We start from the raw sequence: 14,887 nt of genomic DNA on the forward strand, positions 1-14,887 counted from the left end.
TATTTTATTTTATAGAAAAGGGAAACTTAATTAGTGAAGTTTCCCTTTCTTCCTTATATTAAGGATTGATTAAGTGCTGTTTTGTTTTTAAATGATATAGATAATGCAGTCCTTTTTCTGTTATTTTTGTTCCTGCTCTGCCTCTGCGCTTTATAATATACTCTTTTTCTTCTAGTACATCCAAACGATTTCTCACCTGCTGTTCTGTAAGAGTAAAGCCTTTTAAATGCTGTGTGATCCACTTTCTGCTTGCTGCTTTTCCTGTATCATTACACTGTTTTATCGTTTCTAGCAGAGCATGATTTTCTTGAAGTTCAATCAAGTCCAACGATTCATTTTCAATTTCATACAAAGAATGATCCTCTTTTTGACTACTAAGCCTATATTCTACGTCTTTTGCTTTCACTTCGTTTTCATCACAGACGGTAAGCAAATACTCAATGACTCCTTTTAATTCTCTTATATTTCCTAACCATTCGTATTCCATCAGCAGTTTCATCGCTTCTGGATGGATATGCGTCCACGTTTTCGATTTAGCAATAAAATGATGAATGAGTAAAGGAATATCAGTTCTTCTATATCTTAAAGGAGGAATGGTTAAAGATAGTACATGTAAACGATAGTATAAATCTTCTCGAAACACACCTTCTTTCATTTTATGTAGTAAATTGTTGTGAGTGGCTGCTATGATTCTTACATTAATCGGAATTACTCTTGCACCTCCTACCCGCCTAATTTCTTTTTCTTGAAGCACCCTTAAAAGCTGGGTTTGTAAACGCGGGCTGATATCACCAATTTCATCTAAAAAGATTGTACCTTTATCAGCGCTCTCAAACAGCCCTTTTTTGCCGCCTTTTTGCGCTCCTGTAAAGCTGGCTTCTTCGTACCCAAACAGCTCGCTTTCTAACAATGTATCGGTCATGGCACTGCAATTTACCGCAAGAAATGGTCCATTTTTACGTGTAGAATGATTGTGGATAGCCTGAGCAAACAGCTCTTTTCCTGTACCGGTTTCTCCTTGAATTAAAATAGGATACTCAGTGGCAGCCATTTTCCGGGAAATTTCAATCGTTTTAAGCAAAGCTGGATGTTCTCCGATAATATCTTGATAGTTATACTTAGCAGAAAAACCGTTTTTTCTAAGTTCTGACTGCGCTTTTCCTTCTATTTCAACAGCTTGATTAACACTTTTAAACGTTGCTACAGTAGTATTGCTCTCTTTAATCATTGACTTATAGATAACCATTTCGTACCCGTTTATGTTAAAGTACTGACTTTTCTCGTTGGACGATATAATAAACTCCACAAGGCTTTTGTTAGAAATTACGCTTTGAATCTCATGATCTATAGCATCAGAAGAAGCTAGTTGAAACAATGATTCTAACCTTTTATTGAATAACGTAATCTTTCTATTAAAATCCACGGCAAGAATACCATCTTCTACTACGTTTACAATACTCTTTACATGAAGGTGAAGTTCTTTCATTTGCCCTTCTGCTTCTATTAGTTTTTTTTGCAGCACAATGATGTTTCGCAAATAGCGATCCCAAATAATTGAATGATTAGACTGATTAAAACCGAATGATTTTATAAGTTCAAAAATGGTCGCCATATCAAAAAGTCTAACGCCTATATCAATTACATGTTTTACGTATGGGGGACACAAGTGAACCTCCCCTGGAGAAACAGCAATTTCAACCCCTTCGTAATAGGTCTTTTGCTTTTTAAAAGGAATAAACTGAACATGATTAATCCCTACTTGATAGAGAGACTCTATTAACTTAAGAGTTTCTTTATCATCATCGTTTACAATTAACACCTTTGTATGGGCAGGGATTTTCAGCAATTCATTTATATGTTTATGGTGAATCGTTCTATTTCCTACAATTTCATGTGCATGCTGAACGTCTAATCTGTTCTTTATTTCATGATATATACTCTCTGATGAATAAAGGACAACATCTCCATCAATTTTTCCGGGTAATTCTTCATCAATCGCAAAGCATTCAATAAAAATGTAATCTCCTAACAACTCTTTTAATTGATTGTGTAAAATGATTCTAGTTTGCTTACTTCCTGTTATTAAAACTAATTTCTTTTTCATCGTATGGACACCTTTCTACAGGCCTTTAACTTGACTTGCCTTCAGAGATTAGCTTTTGGAATATATACCTATCATTTTATACTTTGCTGTGCATTTCATCTAGCGGACGTTTGTCCCTTTTGTAAATAAAAAAAGTAGAAAAAAGCGCCTCCACTTTAATAGGTGGAGGCACGATATGCTAAAGTGCTAGATGCATTGAATTACTTCCTTCTCATTTAATGTCTACGTTTATTGGTTTGATATCTAAGGCTACTTTCACAATAGAGTAATCGTCTTTTTGACCGTCGGTATAAGCCCAATAGCCATTGCTTTCAGGGCTTTTTCTGAAGGTAAGCTCAAAACCTTTGTTTTGGTTAAACGTATAGCTCTTTATTTCTTTGCTCTGAGCGTTATCGATAAGATCGTAAGCTAAAAATTTTCTTAATACACCGTGCGGAGAGAAAAGACCCGTGTTTGGCCCAATCTTTTCACTGTAGTATTCATTTTTTCTAGTAGACGTTTTACCTGGGTTTATTACGATTTCTTTTGTTGTCATATTTACTTTATCGCCTGGAGTAATACAAGAGATAAGAATATTTTTGTAATCACTCGGAAATTTGTCATTTGCCTGTACTTTGGCTAAATCAACTAACGTAATACCGCCTCTTCCAACAACTTCTATTTGTTTTCCTGAATTGTTGACCACCATAGCTGTATCTTCATCGATTCCGTACGCAAGCTGATTTTTATTTCCTTTTTCGTACGCTGTTGCAATAAGACGTCCCAGTCTTGCTTTGTTGTCAAAATGCTGATCTACAAGACCGTATTGAAAAAAGCCAAGGCCTTTTTCTAAATAAGCAGGACCGCCTTCTTGCTGAGTCATATCATCGTATGTGTCTGTAAATCCGTACGAAAGAGCTCCGTAGCTATCTCCGCCAGCGAGCATAGTATTACTCATAATCGCCGCTCCGGCACTCGTACCGCCAAGTACTGCCCCGTTTTTATACGTATGCCATATGGCTTGTAAAACTTTTGAGTCCGAACCATTTTCATTCCGCAACGAGCCCGTAATCAAGGTTTGATCTCCTCCTACAAACCAAATACCTGTTAGCCCTTTAACTTTTTGCGCTAGTTTATCACTATTCATATTTGCTTTCCAATTCGACTCATTTTCAGAAGTTCCTTTAAAGTCATGGTTCGAAATAGGTAAAATCTCTATATTTTCTGCCTTCACTCCGTATTTAACTAAATCACTTTTAAACTGATTAGAAGAGTCGAACTTAGTACTCGCTGCAGGAACAATTCCTATTTTGGCCTGCTTTCCTCCTGCAAGAGTAATAAACTTGTTATACACGCTTGAATTACTGCTGCCAAGCGCTCCTCCTGCAATTAAGAGGTTACCTTTAATCGAATCGTATGCAGGACTTTCAGATGAAGAAAAAGTAGATTTTTTATACGTTAAACTAGTTTTTTTATCCGGTTGAAATTTGACGGTTTTAGGTGTAATGTCCATTCTTACATTTACAATGGAATAATCATCTTTTTGTCCATCAGTATACCGCCAGTAGCCGTTTGTGTCATTATCCTTTTGGAAAGCAATTTCGTATCCAGACCCTTTACTGTCATAAACATAGCTGTTAGCAGATTTCATTGATTTATTATCAACGAAAGAATATGATAAATAAGCCTTTAACCTTCCATACGGTGTAAAAACACCCGTAGCAGGTAGTGCGTTAAAGGAATAATATTCAAACCCCTTCGTTTCTACTTTATCGTTTGGAAATTCAAATGATTTTAAATGATAGTTAATTTTATCTCCAGGAGATAAGTAACTGACTTTTATGTTCTCTAAGCCTGAACGCACTTTTTGCTTAGATATAAGCTTAGCTTTGCTCATATCTAATACAGCTACTCCGCTTCTTCCAACGACTTCAACCTTTTGATCTTTATTGTTAACGACCATAGCAGTATCTTCGTCTACACCGTATGCAAAGTTTTTTTCTTTGTCGCGTTCAGCATTATACGCAGCTACTGCAAGTCGCCCAAGTCGTGCTCGTTCATCCATATGCTGATCAATTATGCCGTGTTGGAAAAATCCCAGCCCTTTTTGAACTGATAGAGGCTCGTACTCTTTCTTATTGTGTTGGTTTTCGTTTACATGTTTATTTTCCTTGTTTCCTATACTTTCTTTTAAAGCTCCTAGACTGTCTCCTCCTGTAATCATGACGTCACTCATAATTGCAGCTCCTGCACTTGTACCTCCGATAACTGCTCCCTTACGATATATATCCCAGATAGCTCTTAACGCTTCAGAATCGTTTCCATTATTTTGACGAAGGGAATCCACAATTTTTGTTTGGTCTCCTCCAACAAACCAAACTGCCGTTAGTCCTTTAATCGTACGGGATAACTTCTTGTCGTTCACTTGATTCTTCCAAGTCGATTCATCTTTTTGTGTGTCAGAAAAATCGTGATTGGAAACGGGAAGAATTTGAATAGAATCTGAGTTTACTCCGTATTTCACGAGGTCTTCCTTAAACTTTTCAGAAGACTGCAGCGTTGTGCTAGCAGCTGGAATAATCCCTACTTTGGCTTTTTCTTTTCCCCCAGCAAGCAAGAGAAATTTTTCATATATATCGTGATTGGATGTTCCTACACCTCCGCCTGCAATAACAAGGCTGCCTTTAATGCCCTCAGTATTTTCTTGTGCTTTTGCAAGCAGGGGTGTACTCAACGAAGAAAGTAATGTAAAGCTGATGAGACATGAAACCAGTTTCTTTTTCATTTGAAAGATCCTTTCCACGCAAATTTTAATACCCTTCTCTAATTAGCTCGTATCCTTTACGCGATACTTTCGATAAATGATGTCTAAAACCTGTTATTCAAACGTTCCTTTCACAACAGGGACACCGTCTTTTACCATTACTTTACCTTGAGCAAAAACCGTTTTAATTGTTAGCGTCTCTTTATTTAAAAGAACTAAATCTGCATCTTTTCCGGGTTGAATATGCCCTTTGTTGGACAGTTTTAATACTTTGGCAGGATTAGACGTAATGACTTGAAGAGCTGTTTCTAACGGTACTGATTCCTCTAATACTGCATCTCGTACTTCTTGAAATAAAGAAGACACTTTTCCAACTTGAAGACCTTTATAATCTCCGTTATCATCAAAAAACGGCAGGCTCGCGTTTCCATCGGATGAAAACGTAATGCTGTCAATCGCCACTTTCTCTTCCAGCATGATGCGTAACCCTTTGCTGCACTTAACTTCGCCTTCTTCTAAAAAGTGAGGGATCGTGCTAGTCGTAAAATCTACATATCCGCCTCGCTTTGCAAATTGAATTCCTTCTTTAAACAGCTCTTCATTTCTATTAATATGTGTAGGATGAAATTGACGAATTGGCAGGTCTGTTTTATCTGCAATTTGATTTAATAAAGATAATTTTCTTTCTCCATCTCCTACGTGAATCTCTAACATTCCAGCTTTTCCTGATAAAATTCCTCCATTGCGAGCAGCGGTAGCCACCTTCACCAGTTCTTCAAATGTCGGTTCAGAGGAACGATGGTCAGAAATCGCAATTTCACCTACTCCAATAATTTTATCAATTAAAATAAGATCTTCTTCGATGCTATTAGTTAACGTTTTTACCGGTATTTGATAGGAACCTGTGTGAATGAAGCAGCTGATCCCTTCTTCTTCTAACCCTCTTGCTTTGGCCAGAAGGTTTTCCATTCTTCTTGTTGTACCGTCTGTTCCAAGTACACCTACGATAGTTGTAACACCGGCAGTCGTTGCATCGGTTAACATTAGTTCAGGAGTGCGTGTTTTATATCCACCTTCTCCTCCTCCGCCAATAATATGAACATGTGAGTCAATGAAGCCTGGAGCTATAATGTGATTAGCGGCATCTACAACATCAATAGGAATGGACGTATTTACATGATCAATACAATCTTTTATAAGGATGATTTTGCTGTCTGCAAGCAATATATCTTTTTTTCCTAAGTGCTGTGGTGCATATACTTCTGCGTTTTTGATTAAGGTTAACAACTTCTATTCCTCCTACTAGTAAGCTCGACTTGCGAATAACATTTTTCTATATAATTTTAATGCTTAAAATGGCCCGTAATTGATAAAATAAGCAATTACAACGGCTATTAGACCAATCACATATTGAATAAGGACTAACGGCAACACCCATTTTGCCCACTTTGTCCATGAAATTCCCGCAATCGCTAAGCCAGCCATTAATGTTCCAGCCGTCGGGAAAATAATGTTTCCGATGCCGTCTGCAAAAGAAAAAGATAATACTGCCGTTTGTCGCGTAATATCAAGCAAATCTGCAAGAGGGGTCATAATTGGCATCGTCAGCATCGCATGACCCGTTCCAGATGCTAAAATAAGATGAATCAGCGCTTGGAAGTTGTAGATTCCGATGACGCTTAAATATCCCGGAACATGTTGAATCGCTCCAGATACTTGATGAAGCATAGGGTCTACAATATGACCTTCATTTAAAACAACAAGAACTGCGCGAGAAACTCCGATAACAAGCGCTCCTCCAACTAGTGCTGCTGCCCCGTTTGTAAACGACTTAACTGTATTTTCAACAGAGAGCCTTCCAATAATCCCAATCACAACTGTCAAAATCACAAACAGAGAGGCAATTTCAGTAATGTACCACTTATACTTAATAACGCCAAAAGCAAGAATTACATAGTTAACAAGAAATGCTGCCATAATCCATTTATGCTTTCTAGTTAACTTGGCATCGGAGTTTAAAAGTTTATTTGCATTAGTTATGCTGTATTTTCCGTATGTTCCAATCGAAGGACTTTTTTTCACTTTCATCGCATATCGATAGACAAACCATACTGAAACAGCGTAAACAACTACGAATAAGACAAGGCGAAAGCCCATTCCAGAAAACATAGGAAGTTCTGCTACTCCTTGTGCAACACCCACTGTAAACGGATTCATAACTGCCGTAGTAAAACCAGCTGATGCTCCAATTAAAACAATGGCAGTTCCCGTTAATGCGTCGAACCCAAGAGCAAGTGCCAGCGGAATTAAAAGAGGAATATAGGCTAGCGTTTCTTCCGCCATCCCCATTAAAGAACCGCCTACCGCAAAAAATAGCATCATAACAGGAATTAATAATTTTTCTCTAGTAGCAAGCTTTTTAGCCATCGTTGTAATCAATACATCTACTGTCCCCGTAGCGCTTAGTACACCAAAGAAACCGCCGATAATTAATACAAAAAAGATAATGTCGGCTCCTTCTACCATTCCTGTATGTATCGCTTTGACCATATCAAAGAAACCAACGGGTGTAGAATCAATCCATTTAAACGACTGAGGATCTACCGTTGTTCGTCCGTCTACTTCTACACGTGCGTATTCTCCGGCTGGCAAGATATACGTTAAAATAGTAGCAATCACAAGAAAGCCTAACAATAAAGCAAAAACGTTTATTTTTCTCTCTTTTTTCCGTACCTTATTTAATGAACTCATTTCCTTTTGCGGTTCACTCATTCTTCTTCTCCCCTTCATTATGAAATAATAGCCTTAGACAAACATCTCTTTCTTTAAAAGCAGCTTCCTTATCTGCGCCTACATATTGCTCCTTTCTTTTGTATTCCTCATATACAATACAAGCAATTTTCGTGCCAACGTAGAACCGTTTAATTTTCTGAATTATGATATAATTAAATCGTATTTTAGGTATTAATTGGGTGTTTTTAAAAATTTAATAGCGCCAATTAAGGTACTGGTTGATAGAAAATCTGGAGCACGAAGCATTAGCTAGTTCTTTTTTTAAAAAGCAGCAAAAAGAAAGATAAAAGAATTTAATCTATAGACATAAAAAAATACTATACTCAAATGGCTGGCTGAAAAACATGCGGATCGTAAACTTACAGAAGTGGCTGCTACAGTAGAACACGCACTTTATCAAACGCTCCAAGATGAAGTGAAAACGAAAGATTTAGGCGGACATGCCTCTACATCGGAGTTTACAGAAGCTATTTTAGAGAAAATAAAATCCACGCAAAATTAACAGCAATTTATCCATTCTATAGAGGTGATCATAATGAAAAAAAGAAAGATTATTATGGACTGTGATCCAGGTCATGATGATGCCATTGCAATTATTTTAGCTGCCGCACGACCGGAATTAGATATTTTAGCGATTACAACTGTTTCAGGAAACGCGGAAATTGAAAAAACGACGGTGAATGCTTTGAAAGTGTGTGACTTGGTATCGTTACATAACGTGATTGTTTCAAAAGGAGCAAGCGAACCAATGATGCGCAGACGTGAAAACGCGCCTAGTATACACGGAGATTCAGGATTAGACGGTCCTGAGTTCCCGGCTCTCTCTCGCAGCTGGAGCGAAGAACACGGAGTAGATACTATTATACGAATGGTCAAAGAGTCAGAAGATCCCGTTACGCTTTTGCCTACCGGTCCTTTAACGAACATTGCCTTAGCTTTAATAAAAGCTCCAGAAATTAAAGAAAACATTGGAGAGATTATCCTTATGGGCGGTGGAACCTTCGGGAACTGGACGCCAACGGCTGAGTTTAATATTTGGGCAGACCCAGAAGCGGCTAAAAAAGTGTTTGATAGCGGCATTCCACTCGTAGTAATGGGGTTAGATATTACGCATCAAGCCGTTGCAACAGATAATGTTATTAACCAAGTGATGAACATTGATAATAACGTAGCAAAAAAAATGGGTGAATTATTAGCATTTTTTAAATCTACCTATAAAGAAACCTTTGGCTTTGATGGTCCGCCTGTTCACGATGTATTAACCGTTGCTTATTGCATAGCTCCAGAACTATTTACGCTCAAAGAAGTTAATATTGTAGTAGAAACACGCGGAGAATACACGGCTGGAACAACTTCAGTTGATTTGCTTGGAGTTACAGGAAGGAAAGCGAATGCGAAGTTTGGTTTAACCCTTGATGTAGATGGTTTTTGGGATTTAATGATTGAGGCTCTTAACACATATTCGCCTTCGTAATGTTCATCTAGAAGATAGGTTTTATAAAGTCAGCACCAGAACGTCGAGTTCGCAACTTGCTGGTGCTGACTTACTTTTATTCATACTATCTAGCTGTTTTTTTCGCTTTTTGATTGAGCATTACAGTAATGATTGAAGCGACAATAACACCTGTAATTAAACAGTTGGATATATCTTTATAAAAGCAGCTATTTAACAATAAAAAAAGTAAGGAAGTATACTCCCTTACTTTCTGTTTACAACTCCCGTTAAAAAATTCAAAAATACATGTACGCCTGCTTTTACAGTTATTTCTCTTACATCACGCAGCGGATCTAGACATACAATATCCATTGCTTGAACAAGCGGATGACTCCCAGCCGTGTATACCGCTTCAAACAATTCCTCCGTTCTCATTCCCCCTGTCGTTCCTGCTGGAACTCCAGGTGCGTAAGCAATATCTAACACGTCCATATCAACCGTTAAATAGATCATGTCTACTTCTTTACTCAGCTGCTTTAATGCTTCTTTCACCGTATGGGTTATTCCCGCTTTTCTTGCTTGTAGTACCGTTACATAATGAACGCCTTTGCTATCTGCATATTCTTTTAACGATTTTGAGTTGTAAAACCCGTGAAGTCCGATATTCCATACATGTCTTGCATCAATCGTGTTGCTTTCAATTAAATTTCGTATGGGGGTTCCGTTAGAAGGACCGTTATCTTCTAAGCTGCGTAAGTCAAAGTGCGTATCAAACTGTACAATCCCTATTTTCTGTTCGGGATGTGACTCTTTCCATCCTTTTACTAACATAGCTGTAATGGAATGATCTCCTCCAAGCATAACAGGAAGCGCATGCGGATGATGTTTCCGCATAGAAATCATCGCTTCTTTTATATGCTGATGAGACTTCTCTATATCCGTTACGTGCTGTTTGACGTCTCCTAAATCCAACACTGACAAGGAAGTCAAATCTGTATCATACTCAATATGATACGGATTAAAGGATTTCCAGAGTTTCCTCATGGCCATTGGCGTCTCACTAGCTCCAGAAGCACTAATGGAAGACCTTGAAAGAGGCACGCCCAAGACCGTAATATCTATCGATGTAAAGTCGACGTTGCACCCATCTTCAACTGTCTGAATCCAATCACTTACTTTTGGGTCAGAAGTACTTTGACGCTGCCAGCAAAAAGGCGGTCGATCAAGCTGTGGGTACGGATAGTTCATGTAAAACACCGCCTTCAACCACAACTTTTCCATCTTTTAATACCGTGTCTACAAGATTTACGGCATAGTTATACTGTAGCGTTTGGTAATTGGGCGCATCAAATAGCACTAAATCGGCTTTTTTACCTACTTCAATACTTCCGATTTGATCACCTTTGCAAATGGCATGAGCCGCGTTGATCGTACAGGCCGTTAAAACTTCTGCTGGCGTCATCTTCATCGTTAAACAAGCTAAATTCATAATAAACGGCAGCGATTCTGTAGGAGAAGATCCTGGGTTTCGATCTGTAGACAAAGCAACCGGCATTCCTGCTTCGATCATTTTTCTAGCACGCGCCGGCTCTTCCATTAAAAAGAATGCAGTACCCGGCAATAGAACGGCTATAACTCCGCTTTCAGCCATTTGCTTAATTCCTTGATCCGATGCTTTTAACAAATGATCCGCAGACACAGCTCCCACTTTAGCCGCTAATTCTGCCCCGCCAAAAGACACAATTTCATCGGCGTGGATTTTAGGTTTTAGTCCGTATGCTTTTCCAGCTTGTAAAATACGCTCTGACTGTTCAACTGTAAACACGCCTTCTTCACAAAATACATCACAAAACTCCGCTAGCTCTTCTTTTGCAACAATTGGTATCATTTCTTCGATAACAAAACGAACAAACTCATCTTCATTTCCTTTGTACTCAGCTGGCACCGCATGAGCTCCCATAAAGGTTGAAACAACATCTACTGGATGCTGTTCATTCAGTTTCTTCGCTACTTTTAATTGTTTGATTTCATCTTTAAGATTTAAACCGTACCCGCTTTTGGCTTCGACAGTTGTAACTCCGTACTGCAGAAATTTATTTAAACGTTTTGTAGATTGCTTGATTAGCTCCTCTTCTGTTGCTTGTCGTGTACTGACGGTTGTTTGTAAGATTCCTCCTCCCGCTTTTAAAATATCAATATACTTTGCCCCGTTTAAGCGCATTTCTAATTCTTTTTCACGACTGCCGCCAAACACAAGGTGAGTGTGGGGATCAATCAACCCAGGCGTTACGATTTTTCCTTCGGCATCAATTATATTAATAGGTTCATGGATATGCTCAAGGTATTCCTGCGTTTTGACGTCAGGGCCAACAAATACAATTCTTCCATTTTTAACGAGTACGCTGCCATTTTCAATGATTCCTAGATCTGACATTTCTTCTGCTCGTCTAGGCTGACTTCCACCTTTAACCGTAATGATTTGTTCAGCGCATTTGATATACGTAATAGTCATACGTATCCCTCCTTTTTATTCATTTAACGCGGGAATTTGTATCCCTTTTTCTTTTGCAGTTTGAATGGCCTTATCATAGCCGGCGTCTACATGACGAACAACACCCATGCCAGGATCTGTTGTTAAAACACGTTCTAGACGTTTGGCGGCATCTTCTGTCCCGTCTGCTATTACAACCATTCCAGCGTGCAGAGAATACCCCATACCTACTCCTCCTCCGTGGTGAACGGATACCCAGCTTGCGCCTGCTGCCGTATTTACTAATGCATTTAAAATAGGCCAGTCTGCTACTGCATCACTGCCATCTTTCATTGCTTCAGTTTCACGATTTGGCGAAGCCACAGAACCGGCATCTAGATGATCTCTGCCAATAACGATAGGCGCTGACAGCTCTCCGTTTGCTACCATGTCATTAATAATTTTCCCAAAGCGCGCTCTTTCTCCGTAGCCTAGCCAGCAGATACGAGCCGGCAATCCTTGAAACTCAATTTTTTCTCTCGCCATTTTAACCCAGTTGCAAAGATGCGTATTATCCGAAAACTCACGTAAAATGACTTCATCTGTTTTATAAATATCTTCTGGGTTTCCTGACAAAGCGACCCACCTGAACGGTCCTTTTCCTTCACAGAACTGCGGACGGATGTACGCTGGGACAAATCCCGGGAAATCAAATGCATTCGTGACACCTTCATCCAACGCCACTTGGCGAATATTATTGCCATAGTCAAAAGCAACCGCGCCTTTTCTTTGCATCTCTAACATGGCTTGAACGTGAATAGCCATACTTGCTTTTGATTGTTTTATATATTCATTTGGATTTGTATTCCGCAGTTTTTCTCCTTCTGCTAAGCTGACTCCAATCGGCAAATATCCGTTAAGCGGATCATGTGCCGATGTTTGATCTGTCACAATATCTGGGATAAATCCTCGCTTTATCATTTCAGGAAGAATCTCGGCTGCATTTCCAACTAATCCAATGGAAAGCGCTTTGCCCAATCTTTTTGCATCTTCAGCTAACGTGATTGCATCAGCTACACTTTCGACTACCGTATCGCAATACTTTGTTTTGATACGTTTTTCAATACGCGTGCGATCAACATCAATTCCAATTACAACGCCGCCTGCCATCGTAACGGCTAGTGGCTGTGCACCTCCCATTCCTCCTAATCCAGCTGTTACGGTAATCGTTCCTTTCAAAGTTCCGTTAAAATGCTGGTTGGCACACTCAGCAAATGTTTCATACGTTCCTTGAACAATGCCTTGGCTTCCGATGTAAATCCAGCTTCCTGCAGTCATTTGCCCGTACATCATTAGCCCTTTTTTATCGAGCTCATGGAACGTCTCCCAATTCGCAAAAGCAGGAACAAGATTTGAATTTGCTAATAAAACACGCGGCGCATCACTGTGCGTTTTAAAAACCGCAACCGGCTTGCCGGACTGTATGAGAAGCGTTTCATCTTCTTCTAATTCTTTTAACGTATCTACAATACGATTGAACGCCTCCCAGTTACGGGCTGCTTTTCCGATCCCTCCGTATACGACTAACTTTTCAGGATGCTCTGCTACTTCGGAATCTAAATTGTTTAGAAGCATGCGAAGAGCAGCTTCTTGTACCCAGCCTTTTGTCGTTAGTTCTGTTCCACGAGGTGCTTTTATTCCACTTTGTTTTGTCTCCATTTCATTTTCCTCCTCTATAAAAATGAAAAACTGCTAAGCTAACTTTTTATTAAAGCGCTAATTCATAATTCGTATCTTGCACAAAAGTTTTAAAATCAGCGGCTAACGCCTCAATATCACGTGAGAAAATTCGATCTTTAATAATGGTTGGTACGGTTTTTCTAATTCTTGAATGAATTTTTCTTGTTTCTGAAGCGAGTTTATCCACTCCTTGAATATCGGCTGCTTGAGCGGCACAAATTGCTTCAATTGATAGAACTCTTCGTGTATTTTGGATAATTTGATAAGCATGACGTGCAGCAGTCGTTCCCATGCTGACATGATCTTCTTGATTTGCTGAAGATGGGATAGAATCAACACTTGATGGATGCGCTAATACTTTATTTTCGGAAACTAATGAAGCTGCAGCGTATTGAGTAATCATGAGCCCGGACTCTAGACCTGGATCTGCACTTAAAAATGCGGGCAGCCCACTAAGCTGAGGGTTTACTATTCGTTCAATGCGCCGTTCAGAAATATTCCCAAGCTCCGCCATTGCAATTCCTAGAAAATCCATAGCAAACGCAACAGGCTGCCCGTGAAAATTCCCTCCAGAAATTACTTTGCCGCTGTCAGCAAAGATGAGCGGGTTATCGGTTGCTGAATTAACCTCAATTAACAGCTTTTCTTTTACATAATTTAAAACTTGATAAATAGCACCATGAACTTGAGGAATGCAGCGCAGTGAATAAGCATCTTGCACTCTCATTTGACCTTGAGAAGTAGTTAATTGACTGCCTTCTAAGTACGAAAGAATTCGAGCAGCTACCTGCTGTTGTTCCGGATAAGGTCTTACTGCATGAGACTCGGGCATGAATGCTTCTACAATACCCTGCAGACCTTCTAATGTTAGTGCTGCAATTCCGTCAGCAAGATCAGCGAGCTTTTGAGCTTCAAGGTACGAAACTACTCCTACAGCCGTCATTGCCTGAGTGCCGTTGATCAAAGCTAGCCCTTCTTTCGCCTGTAATTGTATAGGTTCAAGCCCCGCTAGCTTTAAAGCTTCTTCTCCTTGCATTTGCTGACCATTATATACAGCTTCCCCTTCTCCAACTAGCAGCAGCGCTAGATGTGATAACGGGGCTAAGTCACCGCTAGCTCCAAGCGAACCTTGACTCGGGATAACCGGTACTACGTTTTGATTTAAGCAATCGATAAGAAGCTGCAAAGTTTCCAGTCGTATTCCGGAATATCCTTTAGCTAATGCGTTCGCTCGTAAAAGAAGCATGACTCTGCTTACTTCTAACGAGAATGGCTCTCCTAGTCCGCAGGCATGACTGCGAATCAGGTTAATCTGCAGATCAGCTAAGTCTGTTTTTGAAATAACCGTATCGCTAAACTTTCCAAATCCCGTATTGACTCCGTAAATTACGTTGTTGTTCGTAATGCTCTCTTCAACTAACGTTCTGCTTTTTTGTATATGTTCAACTGCGTGATCGCTAATTTTCACGGAGTATCCTTGGTAAATAACTTTGTAAATTTGGTCGAACGTCAGTGAATTTCCATCAATTTGAATAAACATCATACCCGCTCCCTTGTTAAACTGTAGACTATCTTTTCTTTTTGAACACAAAAAGGGGCTAT

10 protein-coding genes are annotated in these 14,887 nt (G+C 39.4%); 2 read left to right on the forward strand and 8 right to left on the reverse strand.

The window, feature by feature from the left end; genetic code table 11:
* Positions 1-58 precede the first annotated feature (58 nt).
* From ACH6EI_RS16490 to ACH6EI_RS16505, 4 genes are all read right to left on the reverse strand, one after another.
* The gene (locus tag ACH6EI_RS16490; RefSeq protein ID WP_108674556.1) at positions 59-2,104 is read right to left on the reverse strand and encodes a sigma 54-interacting transcriptional regulator; all 2,046 of its coding nucleotides are present in this window, start codon (positions 2,102-2,104) and stop codon (positions 59-61) included.
* Positions 2,105-2,315: 211 nt separating this feature from the next.
* Positions 2,316-4,868: a cyanophycinase gene (locus ACH6EI_RS16495; RefSeq protein WP_108674555.1), complete on the reverse strand. Its 2,553-nt coding sequence runs from the start codon at positions 4,866-4,868 to the stop codon at positions 2,316-2,318.
* A 93-nt stretch (positions 4,869-4,961) separates the two neighbouring features.
* Positions 4,962-6,134, reverse strand: coding sequence for a beta-aspartyl-peptidase (gene iadA, locus ACH6EI_RS16500; RefSeq protein WP_108674554.1), 1,173 nt, complete (start codon positions 6,132-6,134; stop codon positions 4,962-4,964).
* Positions 6,135-6,197: 63 nt separating this feature from the next.
* Entirely contained in the window at positions 6,198-7,619 is a 1,422-nt protein-coding gene (locus tag ACH6EI_RS16505) for a YfcC family protein (RefSeq protein ID WP_108674553.1), read from the reverse strand.
* A 388-nt stretch (positions 7,620-8,007) separates the two neighbouring features.
* On the opposite strand from ACH6EI_RS16505, the gene ACH6EI_RS16510 reads away from it, so the two are divergent.
* Positions 8,008-8,142: an isocitrate/isopropylmalate family dehydrogenase gene (locus ACH6EI_RS16510; protein ID WP_014460770.1), complete on the forward strand. Its 135-nt coding sequence runs from the start codon at positions 8,008-8,010 to the stop codon at positions 8,140-8,142.
* Positions 8,143-8,175: 33 nt separating this feature from the next.
* Positions 8,176-9,114: a nucleoside hydrolase gene (locus tag ACH6EI_RS16515; protein WP_108674552.1), complete on the forward strand. Its 939-nt coding sequence runs from the start codon at positions 8,176-8,178 to the stop codon at positions 9,112-9,114.
* A 225-nt stretch (positions 9,115-9,339) separates the two neighbouring features.
* On the opposite strand, the gene hutG is transcribed toward ACH6EI_RS16515, so the two are convergent.
* The 4 genes from hutG to hutH are packed head-to-tail and all read right to left on the reverse strand — an operon-like array spanning position 9,340 to position 14,825.
* Positions 9,340-10,323 carry a formimidoylglutamase gene (gene hutG, locus ACH6EI_RS16520; protein ID WP_108674551.1) on the reverse strand — a complete coding sequence of 328 codons (984 nt, stop codon included), beginning with the start codon at positions 10,321-10,323 and terminating at the stop codon, positions 9,340-9,342.
* Complete coding sequence (hutI, locus tag ACH6EI_RS16525) at positions 10,298-11,587, reverse strand: imidazolonepropionase (RefSeq protein ID WP_108674550.1); 1,290 nt, start codon at positions 11,585-11,587, stop codon at positions 10,298-10,300. The genes hutG and hutI overlap by 26 nt, the downstream gene beginning before the upstream one ends.
* Before the next feature lie 15 nt (positions 11,588-11,602).
* Positions 11,603-13,264, reverse strand: coding sequence for a urocanate hydratase (gene hutU, locus ACH6EI_RS16530; RefSeq protein ID WP_108674549.1), 1,662 nt, complete (start codon positions 13,262-13,264; stop codon positions 11,603-11,605).
* 49 nt (positions 13,265-13,313) lie between these two features.
* A complete protein-coding gene (hutH, locus tag ACH6EI_RS16535; protein ID WP_108674548.1) occupies positions 13,314-14,825 on the reverse strand; it encodes a histidine ammonia-lyase in 1,512 nt (503 codons plus the stop codon).
* Positions 14,826-14,887: the final 62 nt, after the last annotated feature.

It is taken from the genome of Priestia sp. JSM ZJ58, from assembly GCF_044383985.1.
GTDB classification, from domain to species: domain Bacteria; phylum Bacillota; class Bacilli; order Bacillales; family Bacillaceae_H; genus Priestia; species Priestia zanthoxyli.

What these genes read in the sequence shown, in the direction of transcription:
- ACH6EI_RS16490 (WP_108674556.1), bottom strand. Translation starts at nt 2,104, where the DNA reads ATGAAAAAGAAATTAGTTTTAATAACAGGAAGTAAGCAAACTAGAATC.
- ACH6EI_RS16495 (WP_108674555.1), bottom strand. Translation starts at nt 4,868, where the DNA reads ATGAAAAAGAAACTGGTTTCATGTCTCATCAGCTTTACATTACTTTCT.
- ACH6EI_RS16505 (WP_108674553.1), bottom strand. Translation starts at nt 7,619, where the DNA reads ATGAGTGAACCGCAAAAGGAAATGAGTTCATTAAATAAGGTACGGAAA.
- ACH6EI_RS16515 (WP_108674552.1), top strand. Translation starts at nt 8,176, where the DNA reads ATGAAAAAAAGAAAGATTATTATGGACTGTGATCCAGGTCATGATGAT.
- hutG (WP_108674551.1), bottom strand. Translation starts at nt 10,323, where the DNA reads ATGAACTATCCGTACCCACAGCTTGATCGACCGCCTTTTTGCTGGCAG.
- hutI (WP_108674550.1), bottom strand. Translation starts at nt 11,587, where the DNA reads ATGACTATTACGTATATCAAATGCGCTGAACAAATCATTACGGTTAAA.
- hutU (WP_108674549.1), bottom strand. Translation starts at nt 13,264, where the DNA reads ATGGAGACAAAACAAAGTGGAATAAAAGCACCTCGTGGAACAGAACTA.
- hutH (WP_108674548.1), bottom strand. Translation starts at nt 14,825, where the DNA reads ATGTTTATTCAAATTGATGGAAATTCACTGACGTTCGACCAAATTTAC.